Here is a 19,806-nt window from a genome sequence, read left to right on the forward strand (position 1 = left end):
GGTGATCGGGTGCCACCGCGCGGCTAAAATCCTGGACAGCGAGCCCGGTGCTTCCCCGGCTCGCTTTTTCATTCACGGAAGCCATGTAGAGGAACACCATGTACAAAAACCTCGTGGCCCGGCGCGCCTGTTGCGCGCTGGCGGCTGCCAGCTTTTTCTCCCCCTTCATCGCCACGGCGCAGACGCAGCCGCTCAAGGCCGCGTTTGTGTACGTCGCGCCGCTCACGCCCGCGGGCTGGGTGCGCCAGCACGAGCTGGGCCGCCAGGCGGTGCAGGCCGCGCTGGGCAATCGCGTTGAAACACATTACGTGGAGAACGTGCCCGAAGGCGCCGACGCCGAGCGCGTGATCCGCGACCTGGCGCAACAGGGCCACCGCATCATCTTCACGCCGAGTTTCGGTTACATGGAGCCCACGCTGAAGGTGGCGCGCGAGTTCCCGGACGTGAAGTTCGAATCCATCACCGGCTACAAGACCGCGTCCAATGTCGCCACCGCCAACGCGCGCTACTTCGAGGGCCGCTACCTGGCCGGCGTGGCTGCCGGTCGCATGGCCACGCAGGCCGGTTACGTCGCGGGCTTCCCGATTCCGGAGGTGATCCAGGGCATCAACGCCTTCACGCTGGGCATGCGTTCGGTGAACCCGGGCGCGCGCGTGAAGGTGGTCTGGCTGGGCGAGTGGTTCAACCCGCCGCGCGAGCGCGAGGCGGCCATGACGCTGATGAACCAGGGCGCCGAGGTGCTGGCCTTCCACACCGGCTCGACCGCCGTGATGGTGGCCGCGCAGGAGCGCGGCAAGCTGGCCGTGGCTTATCACTCCGACATGCGCGCGGTCGCGCCGGACGCCCAGATCGCCGCGGTGACGCACCTCTGGGGCGATTACTACACGCGCCGCGTGAAGGCGGTGCTGGACGGCAACTGGCAGAGCGCCAGTGTGTGGGGTGGCGTGAAGGACGGCATGATCCGCGTCGACGGCTTTGGCAGCAAGGTGCCGGCGAAGGTGCGCGACGAAGTGCTGGCGCGCCAGGCCGACATGGCCGCCGGCAAGTTGTCGGTGTTTGCCGCGTTGCGCGAGCCGGTGCGCGACAACGCGGGCCGCACGGTGATCGAGGCCGGCAAGGCCCTCGGTGATGCGCAGATCCTGGGCATGAACTGGCTGGTCGAAGGCGTGCAGGGCAGCATTGATCGATGAACGCGCAGCGGGGTATGGGCGCTATCGGTGTGGCCGTATGCCCGGACACGGCCAACGCGTTAAGCTGCGCGCCATGAAAGCCTACCGTGCCGCCCTGCTGCGTTTTGCCGATGACCACAGCCCCGTGTACGACGCCGACGGCCTGCTCGTGGTCGGCCCCGATGCGCAGGGCCGGCGCGTGGTGCGCGCCGCGGGCGACCACGCCGCGTTGATCGGCAATTACCCCGGCGTGGCGGTCGAGGATCTGCGCGGCAGGCTGATCGCACCGGGCTTCGTCGACATGCACGTGCACTACCCGCAGACCGATGTGATCGGCGCGCCCGCCGCGGGCCTGCTGCCCTGGCTGGAGAACTACACCTTTCCGCACGAGTCTCGCTTTCACGAGCCGGCCCATGCGCGCGAAGTCGCGGGCTTCTTTCTCGACGAACTCGCGCGCCACGGCGTGACCACGGCGCTCACGTTTGCGACCTCGCACCCGGCCTCGGTGGACGCGATCTTCGAGCAGGCGCGCGAGCGTGGCCTGCGCCTCATCACCGGCAAGGTGCTGCAGGACCGCCACAGCCCCGACGGCGTGCGCGACGAGACCGAGCAAAGCCTGATCGACACCGAAGCGCTGATCCAGCGCTGGCACGGCGTGGACCGCCTGGGCTACGCGATCACGCCGCGCTTTGCGCCCACGAGCACGCCGGCGCAGCTGCGTGGCGCGGGCGACCTGGCCGCGAGGTACCCGGACGTGTGGATCCAGTCGCACGTGGCGGAGAACCGCGACGAGGTGCGCTGGGCCGCAGAGCTGTTCCCGGATGCGCGCAGCTACCTGGGTGTGTACGGCGATTTTGGCCTGCTGCGCGAGCGCGCGGTGTACGCGCACTGCATCCACCTGGACACGGCCGACCGCGAACTTATGGCCACCACCGGTGCCGTGGCCGCGGTGAGCCCGACGAGCAACCTGTTCCTGGGCAGCGGCTTCTTTGACTACCTCGCCGCCGACGCCGCCGGCATGGGCTACGGCCTGGCCAGCGACGTGGGTGGCGGCACAAGCCTTTCGCCGTTTCACACCATGCTGGCCGCGTACTGCGTGGGACGCGAAGGTCACACCAAACCGGGCCTGAGCCTCACGCCAGGCCAGCTCTGGTGGCAGCACACGGCGGGCGCCGCGAAGGCGCTCGGTCTGGAGGGTGTGGTGGGCAATCTGCAACCCGGCAACGAAGCCGACTTCGTGGTGCTCGACCCAAAGGCCACGCCTCTGCTGGCGCGCAAGACGGCGCAGGCCAGCAGCCTGGATGAGCTCCTGTTTGCGCTGATCGTGCTGGGAGACGACCGGGTCGTTGCCCGCACGGTGGTGGCTGGCGGCTGATTTCGCCCGGTGCTTTTGTGGGAGGGAGGGCGGGCCGGGTGCGCGTTCTCCGGTCCAGCTCGCGGGCGTCTTCTCGTGTGCGCCATTGTGAGCCCATCAACGCCGCCTTTGGCGCGCCTCCTCTGTGGCAACCGCGAATCGTTCCTGCGCCCGCGCACCCGGCCCGCCCTCCCCGGCGAGGTGCAGGCGCTCAAACCGCGCAAGGCGCGAAGCAACGCACTGACCAGGGGCATCAAGGGTCCGGCTTCGCCGGCCCGAGATGCCGTCCCCCTCCCAGCGCCGAAGGCGCGCCCGAGAGGGGGAAGCCGCGTCAGCGGCGCAGGGGGTGTCAGTTGTACGTCAGCGCCCGCGCCTTGCCCCAGAACACCCGGTACATGTAGACCGTGTAGATGATGATCACCGGCAGCGTGATCGCCACGCCGATGAAGACCACCGTGAGCGATCCGGTGGAGATGGCGGCTTCCCACACCGTCATGCGCCCGATCACGATGTCCGGGAAGATGCTGTACGCCAGGCCGAAGAATGCCAGCACGAAGATCAGCACGGTGGACGCGAACACCACCCAGCCGTAACCCGCCTTGACCACGTTCGGGTGTGTCACCACCCAGCGCACCGCGAAGAAGGCGATGGCACAGCTCAGCGGGATCGGCATCAGGCCGAACACCTCGGGCACGCTGAACCATTTGGCCACCACGGCCGTGTTCACCAGCGGCGTGGCCGCCGAGATGGCCACCAGTGCGAAGCCCATGGGCCAGAGCACGCGGCCCGCCCAGCGCACGGCGTGCGCCTGCAGTTCACCTTCGGCCTTCATGATCAGCCAGCCCGCGCCCAGCAGCACGTAGGCGGCCGGCAGGGTGACGGCAATGCCCAGGCTGAACGCCAGGCCCAGCGCGCCACCGGCGAAGCCGGTGATGTAGCTGCCCAGCATCCAGCCCTGCGAGGCGCTGGCCAGCAGCGAACCGGCGAAGAAGGCGCCGTTCCAGAACGGTTTGTAGGGTGTGGGCGCCTTGACGCGGAAGTCGAACGCCACGCCGCGCAGAATCAGACCGATCAGCATGACGGCCACTGGCAGGTAGAGCGCCTGCAGCACCAGGCCGTGCGCCATCGGGAAGGCCACCAGCAGCACGCCGACCCCGAGCACCAGCCAGGTTTCGTTGGCGTCCCAGAACGGGCCGATGCTGGCGATCATCGTGTCCTTTTGCGCGTCGTCGGCCAGTGGCAGCAGCAGGCCGACACCGAGGTCGTAGCCGTCCAGCACCACGTAGGCCAGCAGGGCCAGGCCCATCACGGCGAGAAAGATCAGCGGCAACAGGTTCGCCCAGCTCATGTCCATCGTGTGTCTCCCAGGTGTGTCAGGCGCCGGCCTTGCCGAGTGTGGCGGGGGTGACCTCGGGCGGGTGTTTCACGGGGTGCTCGGCCATGTACTTGAGCACGCCGACGTAGGTGACCAGCAGCAGGCCGTAGACGATCAGGTAGGCGGTGAGCGTGACCGCGATCATGGGAGAGGGCAGCTGGGTGGCCACCTCGGCCGTGCGCAGGTGGCCATAGACGATGAAGGGCTGGCGGCCGATCTCGGTGACGTACCAGCCCGAAAGCGTGGCCAGCCAGCCCGAGAAGGTCATGCCCGCCAGCGTGTAGAGTATCGGGCGTGGCAGCTCCACCCGGGCGCCGGCGCCGGCGTGGCGCTGGCGCCAGAGCATCCAGGCGGCCACCCAGGCCACCAGCAGCATGAGCGAGCCCACGCCCACCATCACACGAAAGGCCCAGAAGATCGGCGCCACCGGCGGGTGCGCGCCGGGGAATTCGTTCAGGCCCTTGAGCTCGGCATCCATATCGTGCGCCAAGATGAGGCTGGCCAGCTTGGGAATCTTCACCGCGTAGTGCGTGGTGCCCGCGGCCTCGTCCGGAAATCCGAAAAGGGTCAGCGGCGCGCTCTTCTCGGTCTGCCAGATGCCTTCGAGCGCGGCGATCTTGGCGGGTTGGTGCTCCAGCGTGTTCAGGCCGTGCATGTCTCCCACCAGGAACTGCAACGGCATGGCGACCGAGGCAGCAACGACGGCCGTGCGCAGGGCCTTGTGTGTGCCGCCGGTGGCGCTGCCCTTGATCAGTTGCCAGGCACACAGGCCGGCGATCAGGAACGACGCGGTAAGCGTGGAGGCCAGCAGCTTGTGCGCGAAGCGGTAGGGGAACGAGGGGTTGAAGACCACGGCCAGCCAGTCCACCGGGATGAACCTGCCATCGACTATCTCGAAGCCTGCGGGCGTCTGCATCCACGAGTTCAGGCTCAGGATCCAGAACGCCGAGAGCGTGGTGCCGGCGGCCACCAGCATCGTGGCGATCAGGTGCACGCGCTCGCTCACACGGCCCCGCCCGAACAGCATGATGCCCAGGAAGCTGGCCTCCAGGAAGAAGGCAGTCAGCACCTCGTAGCCCAGCAGCGGGCCGGAGATGTCGCCGGTCTTCTCCATGAAGCCAGGCCAGTTGGTGCCGAACTGGAAGCTCATCACGATGCCCGAGACCACACCCAGCGCAAAGGTCAGGGCAAACACCTTGGTCCAGAAGTAGTAGGCCTCTTCCCATGCCGGGTCGCGCGTCTTCAGGAAGCGCAGCCGGAAGAACAGTAGGAACCAGCACAGCGCGATGGTGATGGTCGGAAACAGGATGTGGAAACTGATGTTGGCGGCGAACTGGATGCGCGAGAGGATGAGGGCGTCCATGCGGGATCTCCTGGCGGGGTCAGGTGGTCGGCGCGCTCTGCGCGCCGCGCGGGGCCGTCTTGCCGGTGAGCCGGTCCTTGATTTCGAGCACCCGCGTCACCGTCGCGCCCATGCCCATGAGCTGCATGGCGGTCTCGGGCGCGAGCTTCTGCACATCGTCGAACCAGGTCATGAGCCGGTCGATCAGGTCGTGCATCTCGCGCATGCGCGCCTGGGCGTGCCGCTCGGCGTCGCTGCGGGGTGTCTCGAGCAGTGCGGTGCGCAGCATGGACAGCGTGGGCTCCACCTCGCGGCGCCGGCGTTCCTCCGCCAGCACGCGGAAGATCTCCCACACGTCGGCGGGTGCCTCGAAGTACTCGCGCCGGTCGCCGGGCTGGTGGCGCAACCGCACCAGCCGCCAGGCCTGAAGTTCCTTCAGGCCCATGCTCACGTTCGAGCGCGAGAACTCCAGGGTCTCTGCGATCTCGTCGGCGTTCAGCGCCCGGGGCGAAAGATAGAGCAGGGCGTAGATCTGGCCGACCGTGCGGTTGATGCCCCACTTGCTGCCCATTTCCCCGAAATGGGCAACGAACTCGCGGTTCAGCGGAGGGAGGTGGTCTTGCAGGGGCATGGGCGCGACTGTAGCGTTTTTTGCCTGAAATTTCAGTAATTACTGAAATTACCGGAAGTTGATGGGGAAATGCCACGCCCCGGCGCCATCGGGTGGCCCCCCCTACAATCGCGCCCCATGAGCATCAAAAGCGACAAATGGATCCGCCGCATGGCCGAGCAGCACGGCCTGATCGAACCTTTCGAACCCGGCCAGGTGCGTGCCGTGGAAGGCAGGAAGGTGATCAGCTACGGCACGTCGAGTTATGGCTACGACATCCGCTGCGCGCCCGAATTCAAGGTGTTCACCAACATCCACAGCACCGTGGTCGACCCGAAGAACTTCGACGAGAAGAGCTTCGTGGACTTCCATGGTGACCACTGCATCATCCCGCCCAACAGCTTCGCGCTGGCGCGCACGGTGGAGTACTTCCGCATTCCACGCAACGTGCTCACCATCTGCCTGGGCAAGAGCACCTACGCGCGCTGCGGGATCATCGTCAACGTCACGCCCTTCGAGCCCGAGTGGGAAGGCTATGTGACGCTGGAGTTCAGCAACACCACGCCGCTGCCGGCCAAGATCTATGCGGGCGAGGGCTGCGCCCAGGTGCTGTTCTTCGAGAGCGACGAAGTCTGCGATGTGTCCTACAAGGACCGTGGCGGCAAGTACCAGGGGCAGGTCGGCGTGACCCTGCCCAAAGCCTGAACTTGACCTGAGTCAAGTCGGGCCGGCGGCGGCGCCGATAGCATGCCGGGCATGTCACGCAACCCGCTTGGTTTCACGTCCCCGTTGCCCGAACCCATCCCCGCCGGCCAGCCGCTGCCGCATCGCAAGGTGATCCGCGGCTGGCTCGCGCCCATCGTTGAACGGCGCACTGCGCGGGCCGTGGCCCTGCTGATGCTCGACTGGATCGCCTTCGCCGCGTTCATGGCGGGCACCGCGCTGCTCGTCAACGTGTGGGCCAAGCTGCTGTGCGGTCTGGCCGCGGGCTTCATGATCGGGCGCCTGTTCATCATCGGCCACGACGCCTGCCACCAGAGCTACACGCCGCACCGCGCGCTCAACCGCGTGCTCGGCCGCATGGCCATGCTGCCCTCGCTCACGCCCTATAGCCTGTGGGAGGTGGGGCACAACGTGGTGCACCACGGCTACACCAACCTCAAGGGAGTGGACTTTGTGTGGGCGCCGCTTACACGCGAAGAGTACGAAGCGCTCCCGCCCGCGCGGCGCGCGCTTGAACGCGTGTACCGCAGCGGCTTCGGGCCGGCGCTCTACTACCTGGTGGAGATGTGGTGGCACCGCATGTTTTTTCCGCGCAAAGCGTACATGGGCACGCGCCGCGCCGTGTTCGTGTGGGACGGGGTGTTCGTGGTCGCCACCGCTGCGGTCTGGATCGGCGCGCTCGTGGCGGCTGCGCAGGCCACGGGGCAGTCGGTCGGCTTGCTGCTGGGCATGGGCTTTGCCGTGCCCTTCCTGTTCTGGAATGCCATGATCGGCTTCGTGGTCTACGTGCACCACACGCACACGGCGGTGCAATGGCACGACGACAAGGCCGGCTGGGCCCGGGCCGCGCCCTTCGTGTCGACCACGGTGCACCTCACGTTCCCGATGCGCATCGGCGCGCTGCTGCACCACATCATGGAGCACACGGCGCACCACGTGGACATGAGCGTGCCGCTCTACAAGCTCAAGGGCGCCCAGCAGCTGCTCGAAACGGCGCTGCCCGGGCGCATCATCGTGCAGCGCTTCTCCTGGCGCTGGTACTTCGACACCGCGCGGCGCTGCAAGCTCTACGACTTCGCCAACCGCTGCTGGACCGATTTCTCGGGGCGACCCACAAGCGAGCGCCACGCCACGGCCTGATCCTGCGCCGCCCGGCCGATAATGCGCCAGCAACCGCGTGCGTTGCGCAGGAGGCTCGCCATGAAGTGGGAAAACAACCGCCAATCCGATCAGATCGAGGACCGCCGCTCGCAAGCGGGTGGGGGCGGGCTGGGTGGCCTGGGGGGTGGCGGCCGGCGTGTCGGGGGTCGCGGCATCGGCCTGGGCACCGTCGTCATTGCGCTGGTGGCGGGCTGGATCTTCGGCATCAACCCCATGACCCTCCTGGGCGTGCTCGGCGGCGTGGGCGACATGGGCGCTCCCACCGAACAGGTGCAGACCGCACCACCGGGCCCGGCGCAGGCGCCAACCGACGACATGGGTCGTTTCGTGGCGGCCGTGCTCGGTGGCACGGAAGACGTGTGGGGCCAGGTGTTCCAGCAAGGTGGCGCGCAGTACCAGAAGCCGCGCCTGGTGCTCTTCCGCGGCGCCACGCCCACGGCCTGTGGCACCGGGCAGGCCGCCATGGGGCCTTTCTACTGCCCGGGCGACCAGAAGGTTTACATCGACCTGAGCTTCTACGACACACTGCGCCGCCAGCTCGGTGCACCCGGCGACTTCGCCCAGGCCTACGTGATCGCGCACGAGGTTGGCCACCACGTGCAGAACCTCATGGGCATCACCGACCAGATGGAACAGGCGCGCCGCCGCGTGAGCGAGCGGGAATACAACGCGCTGTCCGTTCGGCTGGAACTGCAGGCCGACTGCTTTGCCGGCATCTGGGCGCACCACAACCACAAGAGCCAGGCCATCCTGGAGCCGGGCGATGTGGAGGAAGCGCTCAACGCCGCGGCCGCCATCGGCGACGACGCCCTGCAACGCAAGAGCCAGGGCCATGTAGTGCCCGACAGCTTCACCCACGGCACCAGCGCGCAGCGCCAGCGCTGGTTCAATGCGGGCTTGCAGAGTGGCAACATTCAGAGTTGCGACACCTTCAAGGCCGCGACGCTTTGACACGCTGGCGGTGGGTTTTGGGCGAAAAGTCGTCAAAGTGAGACAATACCCGGCTAACTTTGAAGCCAATGACCCAATCCTTCTCCGAACTGTCCCTCTCTCCCGCCATTGAGCGCGCCGTGGCCGAAATGGGCTACGAGACCATGACGCCGATCCAGGCGCAGGCCATTCCTGTGGTGCTGCAGGGCCGTGACGTGATGGGTGCCGCCCAGACCGGCACCGGCAAGACCGCCGCGTTCACCCTGCCGCTGCTGCAGCGCATGCTCAAGCACGAAAACGCTTCCACCTCGCCCGCGCGCCACCCCGTGCGCGCCTTGGTGCTGCTGCCCACGCGCGAGCTGGCCGACCAGGTGGCCGAGCAGGTCAAGCTCTACGCCAGGTACACCAACCTGCGCAGCACGGTCGTGTTCGGCGGCATCGATATGAAGCCGCAGACGGCCGAACTGAAGAAGGGCGTGGAAGTTCTGGTGGCCACGCCCGGGCGCCTGCTGGACCACATCGAGGCGAAGAACTGCGTGCTCAACCAGGTCGAGTACGTGGTGCTGGACGAAGCCGACCGCATGCTCGACATCGGCTTCCTGCCCGACCTGCAGCGCATCCTGTCCTTCCTGCCCAAGCAGCGCACCACGCTGCTGTTCTCGGCCACGTTCTCGCCCGAGATCAAGCGCCTGGCCAACAGCTACCTGCAGGACCCGGTGACGATCGAGGTGGCGCGCTCCAACGCCACGGCTTCCACGGTCGAGCAGCACTTCTACCGCGTCGAGGACGACGACAAGCGCGGTACCCTCAAGCAGATCCTGCGCGAGCGCGGCATCAAGCAGGCCTTCGTGTTTGTCAACAGCAAGCTCGGTTGCGCGCGGCTGGCGCGCTCTCTGGAGCGCGAGGGCCTCAACACCACGGCCTTGCACGGCGACAAGAGCCAGGACGAGCGCCTCAAGGCGCTGGCCGCGTTCAAGGCCGGCGAGGTCGACCTGCTGGTCTGCACCGACGTGGCCGCGCGCGGCCTGGACATCAAGGACGTGCCGGCGGTGTTCAACTTCGACATCCCGTTCAACGCCGAGGACTACGTGCACCGCATCGGCCGCACCGGCCGTGCGGGCGCATCGGGTCTGGCGGTGTCGTTCGTGAGCGGGCGCGACACGCGCCTCATGGGCGACCTGGAAAAGCTGCTGGGCAAGAAGCTTGAACTCGAAGCCCTGGAGTTCGAGGCCGACCGCCGCCCGGCGGGCCGCTTCAACGACGGCCAGCGCGCCTGGCAGCAGCCCGAGGACGGCGAGCGGCGCGAGAGCCGGGCCATCCGCGAAAGCCGCGACAGCCGACCACCGCGCGAACCCCGCGGCGATCAGCGCCCGGCCCGCGCGCCACGACCGCCTGCAGATCCGCTGTTCGACAAGCCCTACGAGCCCAGTGCCAGTGATGCACCCCCGGCATGGGAAGTTGCGCAGCGCCCGGCAGCGCGCACAGCGTCGCCCAACATCAAGACGCGCCGCAAGGTGGCGGCCCTGTTCAAGAGCGCACCGGCGCCGGTGCAGGAAAGCTGAGGGGTCGGCCCTTGCCCGAGCCTGCCAGGCGGCCCCCGCCGCCACCGTTTCAGTTTTTCCCCGGTTTGCGAGCCTGCTCGCAGCGCACCGCCAACCGCTCCACCTGTCCGGGTACGCCGGTGATGCGCGCCGCCGTGAGGCATCCTCCCCAGACACAGCCCGTGTCCAGCGCCTGCAGGTCGGCGCGGTTCACGGTGCCCAGCGTGGACCAGTGGCCGAACGCGATCGGCACGCCCTCGGTGCGTCGCCCGGGCACGTCGAACCAGGGCATGAAGCCCTCGGGGGCCGCGCCCGCGCTGTCCTTGGTGGCGAACTCCATCACGCCCTGCGCGGTGCAGAAGCGCAGCCGGGTGAAGGCGTTGACGATCACGCGCAGGCGGTCCGCGCCCCGCAGTGAATCGCTCCACAAGGGAGGTTCGTTGCCGTACATGGTGTGCAGGAAATCCGTCCAGTCCGGCCCGCGCAACGCGACCTGCAGTTCGTCCGCGAGTGCCAGCGTGTCTGCGGCGCTCCACTGCGGCAGCACGCCCGCGTGCACCATCAACCAGCCGTGCGCGTGCAGCGCCAGGGGCCGCGCGCGCAGCCAGTCCAGCAGCGCCTCGCGGTCGGGTGCTCGCAGGATGTCGTCCAGCGTGTCGCTGCGGTGTGGCTTGCGCACGCCGTGCGCGGTGGCCAGCAGGTGCAGATCGTGGTTGCCAAGCAGACACTGCGCCGCGCCCTCCAGCGCAATCAGCCGCCGCAGCACCGCCAGCGACCCGGGCCCCCGGTTGACCAGGTCGCCCAGCAGATACACGCTGTCGCGGCTGGCAGAAAAACCGATGTGGTCGAGCAGACGGCCCAGTGCGTCGTCGCAGCCCTGCACGTCCCCGATCATGTAAATTGCCATCCGCCGATTATGGATACGCTCCTGATTGTTTTTCTGACGCTGCTCAACGGCGCGTTTGCCATGTCCGAGCTGGCGCTGGCGTCCAGCCGCAAGGCGCGTCTGGCGGCGATGGCCGAAGCCGGTGACAAGGGCTCGGTCACCGCGCTCAAGCTGCTGGAGAATCCCACGCAGTTTCTTTCTTCGGTGCAGGTCGGTATCACCTCCATCGGCATGCTCAACGGCATCGTCGGCGAAGCCGCGTTCAGTGGTGATCTGGGTCTGTGGTTCGAGGCCAGGGGGCTGACGGAAGCCACCGCCAACGTGCTGTCCACCGGCATCGTGGTGGTGGTCATCACCTTCATCACCATCGTGTTTGGCGAACTGGTGCCCAAGCGCATCGGGCAGCTGTACCCCGAAGCGGTGTCGCGCTGGGTGTCGCGTCCCATGGCTTTTGTGGCTCAGGCGGCCAAGCCCTTCGTGTGGCTGCTCACGCACACCACGCAATGGGTGCTCAAGCTGCTGCGCATCGACAGCAATGCCGTGCAGCACGTGACCGAGGAAGAAATCAACGCCAGCCTGGAAGAAGGCGTGGACGCCGGCATCATCGAGGAGCACGAGCACTTGATGGTGCGCAACGTGTTCCTGCTCGACGACCGTCAGCTCACCTCCATCATGGTGCCGCACTCGGAGATCGAGTGGCTCGACGCCGAGGACAGCATCGACTTGGCCGTGCAGAAGGCCTGGACCACCGGCCACTCCTGGTATCCGGTGTGTCGCGGTGGTCTCGACGACGTGGTCGGCGTGATCCACTTGCCGCGCATGCTGGCGTTGCAGGCCGAGGGCAACAACGAACCGCTGATGCGCCACGTACAGCCGGCCGTGTTCGTGCCCGAGACACTCAGCGGCATGGAGCTGCTGGAACAATTCCGCGAACGTGCCACGCGCATGGTGTTCGTGGTGGACGAATATGGCGTGGTGCAGGGCCTGCTCACGCCGCTGGACATGCTTGAGGCCATCACCGGTGAGCTCTCACCACATGCCGCGGTCGACGCCTGGGCCACGCTGCGCGAAGACGGCGCCTGGCTGGTGGATGGCGCGATGCCGGTGGCCGAACTCAAGTCTCGCCTGTCAATCGATGCACTGCCCGACGAGGACAAGGGTCGCTACAACACCGTTGCCGGTCTGATGCAGACCGTGGCCGGCGATCTGCTCGGCCAGGCCGACAGTGTCGACTGCGCGGGCTGGCGCTTCGAGGTGCTGGTCCTGGATGGCCGGCGCATCGATCAGGTGCTTATCTCGCGCTTGCCCGAGACCGTCGATGACGACGGCGGTGGCGACGGCTAGGGGGTTAAAGAACGCGCCAATCGAGGCGCGCCGGCGGCGTTTCGGGGGCCTGGAGCGGTCGTTCCAGTGAGAACTCCGTCATGAATGGGTCAACGACCGAAAAAATATAGTACTTAGGCAGCATTCTTCTGTTGCGGCGGTTTGAGGACCATCGGCGCACCGCAGCACCTGCGGGCGCAGGGGTTCCTGGCCAAGGTGGTGCGCAGCCCTACCACCGTTGACCGACAGGATGCTCCGTGAACCGCCGCAAAATTCGCCGCTACTTCCAACTGATCGCCGCCGCACCCGTGCTGTGCGCCAGCCCGCTGCTCGTGGCCTGCCTGGGTGGCACGGTTCCCCTGGACGACCCGGCCGCTGCGGTGACCCTCCCCATGTCCGCGCGGCCCGGGCTGGCGACGCTGCGCAGCGGCGCACTGGAGGCCGTCGCCCACCTCAAGGTTCCGCATGCCGAAGCTTCCGCCCTCTTTGGCGCGGCGGTGGCCCTGTCGGGCGATGGCAGCACCTTGGCCGTGGGGGCCGATCTGAAATCGCTGGGCCGGGGAGGCTGGTTTGCATCATCCGGTGGCGATGTGCCACGGGCTGGCGCGGTGTACCTCTACGCGCGCACGCCCCAGGGCTGGGAGCCGCAGGCCCAGTTGGTGGCGCAGTTCCCCGTGGCGGGCGCCGGATTTGGCTTCAGCCTGGCCCTGTCCAATGATGGCCGCACGCTCGCGGTCGGTGCGCCTTTTGAAGTCGAATCGGCCGATGCGGGCGCCGAAGACGTGGCCTCGGGCGCCGTGCACGTGTTCCGGCGAGAAGGCCGCCACTGGTTGGCGCAGTCGCGGCTGGCGGCTCCGGCGGGCGCCAGTGGATTCGGCTCGGCGGTCTCAATGGCCGGGCAGGGCGACCTGCTGGCCGTGGCGATGCTGCGTCCCCAGGGGCGCGTCGGCGCACGCGCCGATACCCGGCAGGGCCCGGTGCACGTATTCGGTCTCGATGGAACGGCCTGGTCGCACCGCGCCGAACTGCAGCCCGCCGAGGCCACGCTCAGCGGCGGCTTCGGCGCCAGCGTGGCGCTGTCCGCCGATGGCGGCACCATTGCCATCGGCGCACCGGAGGCGCCACGTGCGGCCGTGCATCTGTTCCGCCGCGATGGCGAAGGCTGGCGCGCGGGCGAGCAGGTGCTGGCAGACCCGGGCTCGGCGCGCCAGGGCTTCGGTGCCCGCCTGGGCCTGTCGGCCGACGGCGACACCCTGGTGGTCGGGGCGCCCGGCGTGTCAGCGCGAGAGGGCGCAACACCGGCCGCACCGGGTGCCACATACGTCTATGCGCGGCAGGCCGGCTCATGGCGCCAGCAGGCGCTTCTTCGGGCGCCACACAGCGCACCGGGCGATGGCTTCGGTGGGCAACTGGCGCTCTCGGCCGATGCGCGGGTCCTCGCGGTGGGTGCGCAGCGCGGTGCTGGGGCGGTGCACCTGTTTGCGCATGACACGGCATCCTGGCGTCCGCGCCGGCCTCTGACGTTCGATCACGCCGACGGCGGGCATCCCTTCGGCGCCGCCATCGCGCTCTCGGGGGATGGCCGCACGCTCGCGGTGGGGGATCGGCTGGAGCACGGTGGCGCCACCGGCTCGCAGCAGCGCCACAGCGGCGCGGTGCGCCTGTACGCGGCGCGCTGAGCGCTCACTGGGTACCTTCGCCCTGCGGGCCGCGGTGCGAACTGGCTTGGGAACGGCCCGGCGCGGCGCTCATGCGCGCTCCATCCGCCACCACCCGGGCAGCAGGCGCCGCACCGCGGGCTGGCCAAAGCGCTCGTCCATCAGCACCACCACACCCGTGTCGTTCGGTCCGCGTATCACGCGGCCAGCTGCCTGCACCACCCTCTGCACCCCGGGGAACAGGTAGGCGTAGTCGTAGCCCTGGCCAAAGCGCGTCTGCAGCCGCGTGCGCAGGCGCTCGTTGACCGGGTTGACCTGGGGCAGGCCCAGCGTGGCGATGAACGCGCCGATGAGTCGCCGGCCCGGCAGGTCGATGCCTTCGCCGAACGCGCCGCCCAGCACCGCGAAGCCGATGCCCTGGCCGTCTTCGGTGAAGCGCGCCACGAAGGCATCGCGCTCGGGCTCGCCCATGCCGCGCGACTGCGCCCACACGGGGACATCGGGGTGGCTGCGTTGCAGCCGCTGCAAGGCCTGTTGCAGGTAGTCGAAGCTGCTGAAGAAGGCCAGGTAGTTGCCCGGGCGGGTGGTGTACTGCGTAGCCATCACATGTACCAGCGGGTCGAGTGAATCCGCGCGGTCGACGAAGCGGGTCGAGATGTGCGGGGTGAAACGCACCTGCAACTGCGCTGGGTCGAAGGGCGAGGGCACATCCACGCGCGCGGTGTCGTCGGGCAGGCCCAGCAGGGCACTCACGTAATCCATGGGGCTGAGCGTGGCCGAGAACAGCGTGGCACTGTGCGCGGCTTGCCAGCGGGGCTGCAACAGCGGTCCGGGGTCGAGGTTGCGGATGTGGATCGTCGGGTGGCGTGCGCGCCCCGGCGGGCGAAGCGTCCGTGTGAGTTCCACCAGCGAATGCGCATCGAACACCTCGGCCACCCGCAGGAACTGCAGCACCTCGAACAGCCAGGTCTGCAGCGCGGAGCCAGCGGATGGTGGTTCGTGCGCGAAGTGGTCCGAAAGCGCCGCAGCGTGGCGCTGCAGCGCATCCATGAAGGGGCCGGGCAGTTCCGGACAGAGTTCGTGGTCCTGCGTCTGGGTGCGCGCCAGCGTGCCCCATTGCCGGTGCAGGCGGTCCATGGGCTTTTTCAGCGCGGCCGGCGCGGCCTGGCGTGCTGCGTGAAGGACCGCCGGGCGCAGTTCGGCGCTGTACATCGAGCGCGCGCGTTCGATCAGGTTGTGCGCTTCGTCCACCAGCAGGCCCGCGCGCAGCTCCTCGCCCACGGTGAGCGCCCACGCACTGGCACCCAGGTCGAAGAAGTGGTTGAAGTCGCCCACGACCACGTCGCTCCAGCGCAGCAGGTCCTGGCCGAGGTAATAAGGGCAGAGGGTGTGGCGCAGCGCGACCTCACGCAGCGCGGCCTTGTCGAGCCAGCCGGCCTGCACGGCCGCTTCGCGCGCCGCCGGCAGGCGGTCGTAGAAACCTTGCGCGAGGGGGCATGACTCGCCGTGGCAGGCCTTGTCGGGGTGCTCGCAGGCCTTCTCTCGGGCCACCAGTTCGAGCACGCGCAGGGGCTTTGCCTGCAAGCGCCGCAAGGCGTGCAGCGCGAGCTGGCGACCCGGTGTTCTGGCCGTGAGGTAGAACAGCTTGTCGGTGCCCTGGGCGGGCGCGGCGCGCAGCGCGGCGAACAGCGTGGCCACGGTCTTGCCGATGCCCGTGGGCGCCTGCGCGAGCAGGTGGCGCCCGGCGCCCTGGGCGCGGTAGACGGCGGCGGCCAGTTCGCGCTGCCCGGGGCGGAATGCCTCGAACGGAAAGGCCAGCGTTTGCAGCGCGGCGTCGCGCGCGGCGCGGTGGGCCTGCTCGGCACGCGCCCAGCCGGCGTAGCGCGCGCACAGCGATTCGAAGAAGGCCTTGAGCTCGGTGGCGCCGTGCCACACCGGCAGCACCGTCTCGTGGCCGGTGTCGACGTTGAAGTAGACCAGCGCCAGTTCGATGCGCTCAAGCCCGAGCTGTTCGCAAAGCATCCAGCCATAGACGCGCGCCTGCGCCCAGTGCAGGGCGCGGTGGTTGTCGGGGATCAGGGCCGCATCGCCGCGGTGGGTCTTGATTTCCTCCAGCCGGGGCACGGCGGGGTCGAAACCGTCGGCCCGGCCCTGCACCCGCAGTCCGTCGCAATGGGTGGCGAGCGAGACCTCGCGCTGGTAGCCGGCACCGCGCCGGGCAGTCACCGTGCCATGGCCTGCCACGCCTTCCTGCGCACTGGGCGAGGGCGTGAAGCGCAGGTCGAGGTCGCCGGTCTTTGCCGCGAATGCGCACAGCACACGCACCGCCACCGGTGCGGTGGCCGTCAGCTCGTCGGACAACGGGGCGGTGGGCATGGAGGGTCATGGTACTGGATATATAGTCAGTCCATGGAGCCGACCGCACCCCCTTTGACGCGCCGCCACCACCAGCGTCTGCGCGAGATCTACCGCTCGGCGGGCTGGCCTTGCCACGACACGCTGGAGGTCGAGCTGCTCGCCGCCGGCCTGCTGGAGCGGCGCCCCTCACCCGAGGGCTTCGAGACCCTGCGCGTGACCGACGCCGGCGTCCGGCGCCTGGCCGAGGTGTTCGCGCACAACAAGGCCGCGCGGACGCCGCACGAGGCGCTGGTGGAGCGCGTGGCCATCGCGATGGCGCAGGCCGGGCGCATCACCTGGCGCGGTCTGGCGCTGCGCGTGCCGCTGCCGCGGGCGCTGCTGAACGGCGAACCCGATGCGGTGGCCCCGGCGCAGGCGGCGGTTTTCGACACCGAGGCGCCCGCCTTGCAGCCCGAACACGGCTGGTGCATGGCCTGTCCCGATGTGTTTTCGGTGCGCCACACCACGGTGGAGGCCTACCTGGAGCCGGTGGTGCACGAGATCAAGGTCAGCCGGGCCGACCTGCTGGGGGACTTGAAGAAGCCCGCCAAGCGCGCGGCCTACCTGGGCCTGGCCGGTGCCTGCTGGTATGTGCTCGGGCAGGACGCGAAAGGCCGCCCGATCGCGCGGCCGGATGAGATACCGCCCGAGTGCGGCGTGATGCAGCTCGAAGGCGAGCGCCTGGTGGTGGCGCGCGAGGCACCGCGCCGCGCCATCGAGCGGCTGCCGTTCCATGTGTGGATGGCGCTGGCGCGCACCGGGCCGGCCGTGCGGCTGGAGGACGACGCGCAGTCGCTGTTGTGACGGCCTGCGTGTAACCCCGCTGGCGCCTCGCCAGCGCCATGGTCATGATGTGCGCCTCGGTTGCGTTTCAAGGAGACACGCCATGAAGACACTCAACGACCACCTGAGCCAGTACGCGGCCTACCACCGGGACCGCCGCAACATCCTCACCCACTTTGTTGGCATCCCCATGATCGTGCTCGCCGTCGTGGTGCTGCTCGCGCGCCCGGTGTTCGAGGTCGTGGGCATTGCCCTTTCTCCCGCGACGCTGGCGGTGATCGCCGCCACCCTGTACTACCTGCGGCTGGACCTGCGCTTCGGCATCGTGATGGGCCTGCTGCTGGCGCTGTGCCTGGCGGTGGCGCATGCCACGGCGCCCTGGTCCACCGGCGCCTGGGCCGGCTTCGGCCTGGGGCTGTTCGTCGTGGGCTGGGTGATCCAGTTCGTGGGCCACATCTTCGAGGGCCGCAAGCCCGCATTCGTCGACGACGTGATGGGCCTGATCATCGGCCCGCTGTTCGTGGTGGCCGAGCTGGCCTTCCTGATGGGTCTGCGCCGCGAGGTCGAGGCGGTGGTCGAATCGCGCGCGGGGCCGGTGCATTCGGGCCGCGCGCTCGCGAAGTGATCCGCTTCGAGTCGCCGGCCGACGTCGAGACCATCCACGCGCTGACCGCGGCGGCGTTCCAGCGCGCGCCGCACACCAGCCACACCGAACACCTCATCGTCGACGCGCTGCGCGCCCGGGAACAGCTCACGATCTCGCTGGTGGACGAGCGCGAAGGCGTGATCGTGGGCCACGTGGCGGTCTCGCCAGTGTCGGTGTCCGGCGTCAGCAACGGGTGGTTCGGCCTGGGGCCGGTCTCGGTGCTGCCCGGCCACCAGGGCCGGGGGGTGGGCAGCGGTCTCGTGCGCGCGGCGCTGGCGCAACTGCGCGCACAGGGCGCGGCCGGATGCGTGGTGCTGGGCGAGCCGGCTTACTACGCCCGCTTCGGTTTTCGCGCCGAGCCAGGCCTGGTGCTGCAGGGCGTGCCGCCCGGGTATTTCCAGGCCCTGGCATTCGACGCGGCCATGGCCCATGGCGTGGTGGCGTATGACGCGGCCTTTGATGTGCGGCCGCCCGAATCCGAAAACCCCGAAGCCTTGCAGGGTTGAATTTCACGAGAGATCGGTTCGATGGATTTCATGTAACTATGCAAGTTGCATGAAACTCAACAGCAAACTTGCATCGATCCTGCACCTGCTGCTTCACATGGCGCACAGCGAGCGGCCCATGACGTCCGAGGCGCTGGCCGCCTGCCTGCAGGGCAGCCCCGTGGTCGTGCGCCGCACGCTGGCCGGCCTGCGCGAGGCGGGTTTCGTGAGTTCCGAGAAGGGCCACGGAGGCGGCTGGGTGCTGGCCTGCAACCTCAAGACGGTGACGCTGCGCGACGTGTACGACGCCGTTGGCGCGCCCGCGGTGTTCGCGATCGGCCACCGCTCGGACAACCCCGAATGTCTGGTCGAACAGGCGGTCAACCAGGTCCTTTCGGGCGCCCTGCAGGATGCCCAGGCTCTGCTGGTCCAGCGCTTGGGCCGCGTGACGCTGGCCGACCTCGCGGCCGATTTCAACCGGCGCTTTGCCCAACACCCCCATGCCAGGAGCCACCATGCGCACACCCACCACCGTTCTGAATGACGCCATCGTGATCGGTGGCAGCTACGCCGGCATGTCCGCCGCCCTGCAGCTCGCGCGGGCGCGCCGCCGCGTGCTCGTGGTCGACGCGGGCATGCGCCGCAACCGCTTTGCCAGTGCGTCGCACGGTTTCCTGGGCCACGACGGACGCGCGCCCGGCACCATTGCGGCCGAGGGCAAGGCGCAACTGCTCACCTACCCCGGCGTGCGCTGGCTGGACGCCACGGTGTCACAAGCCGAGCCCTGCGAAGACGGCTTTCGCGTGGCGCTCGCTGACGGCCGCGTGGAGCAGGCGCGCAAGCTTGTGATCGCCAGCGGCGTGGTCGACGAGCTGCCAGCGATTGAAGGCTTGGCACAGCGCTGGGGCCAGGGCGTCTTCCATTGCCCGTACTGCCACGGCTACGAGCTGGACAAAGGCCGCATCGGCGTACTGGCCAGCAGCGCGCTGTCGATGCACCACGCGCTCATGCTGCCCGACTGGGGGCAGACGACGCTGTTTCTCAACGACGCGTTCGAGCCCGACGACGGGCAACGTGCCGCGCTGGCCGCGCGCGGCGTCACTGTCGAGGTTGGTGCGATTGAGCGGCTGGTGGACACCGCCACGGTCGAACTGCGCGATGGGCGCCGCTTCGCCATGGACGGCCTGTTCACGCTGACCCGAACCCGCCTGGCCAGCCCGGTGGCGGACCAACTCGGCTGCGCGCTGGAAGAGGGGCCCACGGGTGCGTTCATCCAGACCGATGGGATGCAGGCCACCAGCGTGCCGGGTGTGTTCGCCTGCGGCGACGCCGCGCGCGCCGCCGGGAATGTGGCGATTTCCGTGGGCGCCGGCGCCATGGCCGGTGCCTCCGCGCACCGTTCGCTGATGTTCGGCTGACCGAG

Annotated in this window: 18 protein-coding genes; 13 read left to right on the top strand and 5 right to left on the bottom strand. The window is 68.7% G+C overall.

Features of this window, described 5'->3' with window-relative positions; translation table 11 throughout:
* Positions 1 to 98 precede the first annotated feature (98 nt).
* Together AB7P10_RS01270 and guaD are read left to right on the top strand one after the other, a co-directional pair.
* On the top strand, positions 99 to 1,190 hold the full coding sequence (locus AB7P10_RS01270) for a BMP family ABC transporter substrate-binding protein (protein ID WP_428292017.1): 1,092 nt from the start codon (positions 99 to 101) through the stop codon (positions 1,188 to 1,190).
* A gap of 73 nt (positions 1,191 to 1,263) precedes the next feature.
* Complete coding sequence (gene guaD / locus AB7P10_RS01275) at positions 1,264 to 2,544, top strand: guanine deaminase (protein ID WP_428292018.1); 1,281 nt, start codon at positions 1,264 to 1,266, stop codon at positions 2,542 to 2,544.
* Between the two features lie 328 nt (positions 2,545 to 2,872).
* Here the strand turns inward: guaD and AB7P10_RS01280 are convergent, their stop codons facing one another.
* Genes AB7P10_RS01280 through AB7P10_RS01290 form a run of 3 tightly spaced genes read right to left on the bottom strand, consistent with a single transcriptional unit; the run spans position 2,873 to position 5,871 of the window.
* Positions 2,873 to 3,871: a cytochrome d ubiquinol oxidase subunit II gene (locus AB7P10_RS01280; protein ID WP_428292019.1), complete on the bottom strand. Its 999-nt coding sequence runs from the start codon at positions 3,869 to 3,871 to the stop codon at positions 2,873 to 2,875.
* A 25-nt stretch (positions 3,872 to 3,896) separates the two neighbouring features.
* Positions 3,897 to 5,261 (bottom strand): cytochrome ubiquinol oxidase subunit I, encoded by a 1,365-nt coding sequence (locus AB7P10_RS01285; protein ID WP_428292020.1) that lies wholly within the window; start codon positions 5,259 to 5,261, stop codon positions 3,897 to 3,899.
* A gap of 19 nt (positions 5,262 to 5,280) precedes the next feature.
* Entirely contained in the window at positions 5,281 to 5,871 is a 591-nt protein-coding gene (locus tag AB7P10_RS01290) for a GbsR/MarR family transcriptional regulator (protein WP_428292021.1), read from the bottom strand.
* Between the two features lie 117 nt (positions 5,872 to 5,988).
* On the opposite strand from AB7P10_RS01290, the gene dcd reads away from it, so the two are divergent.
* The 4 genes from dcd to AB7P10_RS01310 all read left to right on the top strand — a co-directional run bounded on the left by dcd (position 5,989) and on the right by AB7P10_RS01310 (position 10,226).
* Complete coding sequence (gene dcd / locus AB7P10_RS01295) at positions 5,989 to 6,555, top strand: dCTP deaminase (RefSeq protein WP_428292022.1); 567 nt, start codon at positions 5,989 to 5,991, stop codon at positions 6,553 to 6,555.
* Between the two features lie 51 nt (positions 6,556 to 6,606).
* Positions 6,607 to 7,713 carry a fatty acid desaturase gene (locus tag AB7P10_RS01300; RefSeq protein WP_428292023.1) on the top strand — a complete coding sequence of 369 codons (1,107 nt, stop codon included), beginning with the start codon at positions 6,607 to 6,609 and terminating at the stop codon, positions 7,711 to 7,713.
* A gap of 60 nt (positions 7,714 to 7,773) precedes the next feature.
* Entirely contained in the window at positions 7,774 to 8,685 is a 912-nt protein-coding gene (gene ypfJ, locus AB7P10_RS01305; RefSeq protein WP_428292024.1) for a KPN_02809 family neutral zinc metallopeptidase, read from the top strand.
* 68 nt (positions 8,686 to 8,753) lie between these two features.
* A complete protein-coding gene (locus tag AB7P10_RS01310) occupies positions 8,754 to 10,226 on the top strand; it encodes a DEAD/DEAH box helicase (protein ID WP_428292025.1) in 1,473 nt (490 codons plus the stop codon).
* Positions 10,227 to 10,275: 49 nt separating this feature from the next.
* On the opposite strand, the gene AB7P10_RS01315 is transcribed toward AB7P10_RS01310, so the two are convergent.
* Positions 10,276 to 11,112, bottom strand: coding sequence for a symmetrical bis(5'-nucleosyl)-tetraphosphatase (locus AB7P10_RS01315; RefSeq protein ID WP_428292026.1), 837 nt, complete (start codon positions 11,110 to 11,112; stop codon positions 10,276 to 10,278).
* Between the two features lie 9 nt (positions 11,113 to 11,121).
* On the opposite strand from AB7P10_RS01315, the gene AB7P10_RS01320 reads away from it, so the two are divergent.
* Positions 11,122 to 12,435, top strand: coding sequence for a hemolysin family protein (locus tag AB7P10_RS01320; protein WP_428292027.1), 1,314 nt, complete (start codon positions 11,122 to 11,124; stop codon positions 12,433 to 12,435).
* 236 nt (positions 12,436 to 12,671) lie between these two features.
* Positions 12,672 to 14,093, top strand: a complete 1,422-nt coding sequence (locus AB7P10_RS01325) for a hypothetical protein (RefSeq protein WP_428292028.1) — start codon at positions 12,672 to 12,674, stop codon at positions 14,091 to 14,093.
* A 69-nt stretch (positions 14,094 to 14,162) separates the two neighbouring features.
* On the opposite strand, the gene AB7P10_RS01330 is transcribed toward AB7P10_RS01325, so the two are convergent.
* Entirely contained in the window at positions 14,163 to 16,448 is a 2,286-nt protein-coding gene (locus AB7P10_RS01330) for an ATP-dependent DNA helicase (RefSeq protein WP_428292029.1), read from the bottom strand.
* 33 nt (positions 16,449 to 16,481) lie between these two features.
* Between AB7P10_RS01330 and AB7P10_RS01335 the strand changes: the two genes are divergently transcribed.
* From AB7P10_RS01335 to AB7P10_RS01355, 5 genes are all read left to right on the top strand, one after another.
* Positions 16,482 to 17,273, top strand: a complete 792-nt coding sequence (locus AB7P10_RS01335) for a hypothetical protein (RefSeq protein WP_428292030.1) — start codon at positions 16,482 to 16,484, stop codon at positions 17,271 to 17,273.
* An 82-nt stretch (positions 17,274 to 17,355) separates the two neighbouring features.
* The gene (locus tag AB7P10_RS01340; RefSeq protein WP_428292031.1) at positions 17,356 to 17,877 is read left to right on the top strand and encodes a DUF962 domain-containing protein; all 522 of its coding nucleotides are present in this window, start codon (positions 17,356 to 17,358) and stop codon (positions 17,875 to 17,877) included.
* Entirely contained in the window at positions 17,874 to 18,404 is a 531-nt protein-coding gene (locus AB7P10_RS01345) for a GNAT family N-acetyltransferase (RefSeq protein ID WP_428292032.1), read from the top strand. The genes AB7P10_RS01340 and AB7P10_RS01345 overlap by 4 nt, the downstream gene beginning before the upstream one ends.
* A 49-nt stretch (positions 18,405 to 18,453) precedes the next feature.
* Positions 18,454 to 18,927 carry an Rrf2 family transcriptional regulator gene (locus AB7P10_RS01350; protein ID WP_428292033.1) on the top strand — a complete coding sequence of 158 codons (474 nt, stop codon included), beginning with the start codon at positions 18,454 to 18,456 and terminating at the stop codon, positions 18,925 to 18,927.
* Complete coding sequence (locus AB7P10_RS01355; protein WP_428292034.1) at positions 18,899 to 19,801, top strand: NAD(P)/FAD-dependent oxidoreductase; 903 nt, start codon at positions 18,899 to 18,901, stop codon at positions 19,799 to 19,801. The genes AB7P10_RS01350 and AB7P10_RS01355 overlap by 29 nt, the downstream gene beginning before the upstream one ends.
* Positions 19,802 to 19,806: the final 5 nt, after the last annotated feature.

This window comes from Hydrogenophaga sp. (assembly GCF_050182545.1).
Classification (GTDB): Bacteria; Pseudomonadota; Gammaproteobacteria; order Burkholderiales; family Burkholderiaceae_C; genus Hydrogenophaga.

Excerpts from the sequence above, each read along its gene's own strand:
- AB7P10_RS01270 (WP_428292017.1), top strand. The coding sequence starts at position 99 with ATGTACAAAAACCTCGTGGCCCGGCGCGCCTGTTGCGCGCTGGCGGCT.
- guaD (WP_428292018.1), top strand. The coding sequence starts at position 1,264 with ATGAAAGCCTACCGTGCCGCCCTGCTGCGTTTTGCCGATGACCACAGC.
- AB7P10_RS01280 (WP_428292019.1), bottom strand. The coding sequence starts at position 3,871 with ATGAGCTGGGCGAACCTGTTGCCGCTGATCTTTCTCGCCGTGATGGGC.
- AB7P10_RS01285 (WP_428292020.1), bottom strand. The coding sequence starts at position 5,261 with ATGGACGCCCTCATCCTCTCGCGCATCCAGTTCGCCGCCAACATCAGT.
- AB7P10_RS01290 (WP_428292021.1), bottom strand. The coding sequence starts at position 5,871 with ATGCCCCTGCAAGACCACCTCCCTCCGCTGAACCGCGAGTTCGTTGCC.
- dcd (WP_428292022.1), top strand. The coding sequence starts at position 5,989 with ATGAGCATCAAAAGCGACAAATGGATCCGCCGCATGGCCGAGCAGCAC.
- AB7P10_RS01300 (WP_428292023.1), top strand. The coding sequence starts at position 6,607 with ATGTCACGCAACCCGCTTGGTTTCACGTCCCCGTTGCCCGAACCCATC.
- ypfJ (WP_428292024.1), top strand. The coding sequence starts at position 7,774 with ATGAAGTGGGAAAACAACCGCCAATCCGATCAGATCGAGGACCGCCGC.
- AB7P10_RS01310 (WP_428292025.1), top strand. The coding sequence starts at position 8,754 with ATGACCCAATCCTTCTCCGAACTGTCCCTCTCTCCCGCCATTGAGCGC.
- AB7P10_RS01315 (WP_428292026.1), bottom strand. The coding sequence starts at position 11,112 with ATGGCAATTTACATGATCGGGGACGTGCAGGGCTGCGACGACGCACTG.
- AB7P10_RS01320 (WP_428292027.1), top strand. The coding sequence starts at position 11,122 with ATGGATACGCTCCTGATTGTTTTTCTGACGCTGCTCAACGGCGCGTTT.
- AB7P10_RS01330 (WP_428292029.1), bottom strand. The coding sequence starts at position 16,448 with ATGCCCACCGCCCCGTTGTCCGACGAGCTGACGGCCACCGCACCGGTG.
- AB7P10_RS01335 (WP_428292030.1), top strand. The coding sequence starts at position 16,482 with ATGGAGCCGACCGCACCCCCTTTGACGCGCCGCCACCACCAGCGTCTG.
- AB7P10_RS01340 (WP_428292031.1), top strand. The coding sequence starts at position 17,356 with ATGAAGACACTCAACGACCACCTGAGCCAGTACGCGGCCTACCACCGG.
- AB7P10_RS01350 (WP_428292033.1), top strand. The coding sequence starts at position 18,454 with ATGAAACTCAACAGCAAACTTGCATCGATCCTGCACCTGCTGCTTCAC.
- AB7P10_RS01355 (WP_428292034.1), top strand. The coding sequence starts at position 18,899 with ATGCGCACACCCACCACCGTTCTGAATGACGCCATCGTGATCGGTGGC.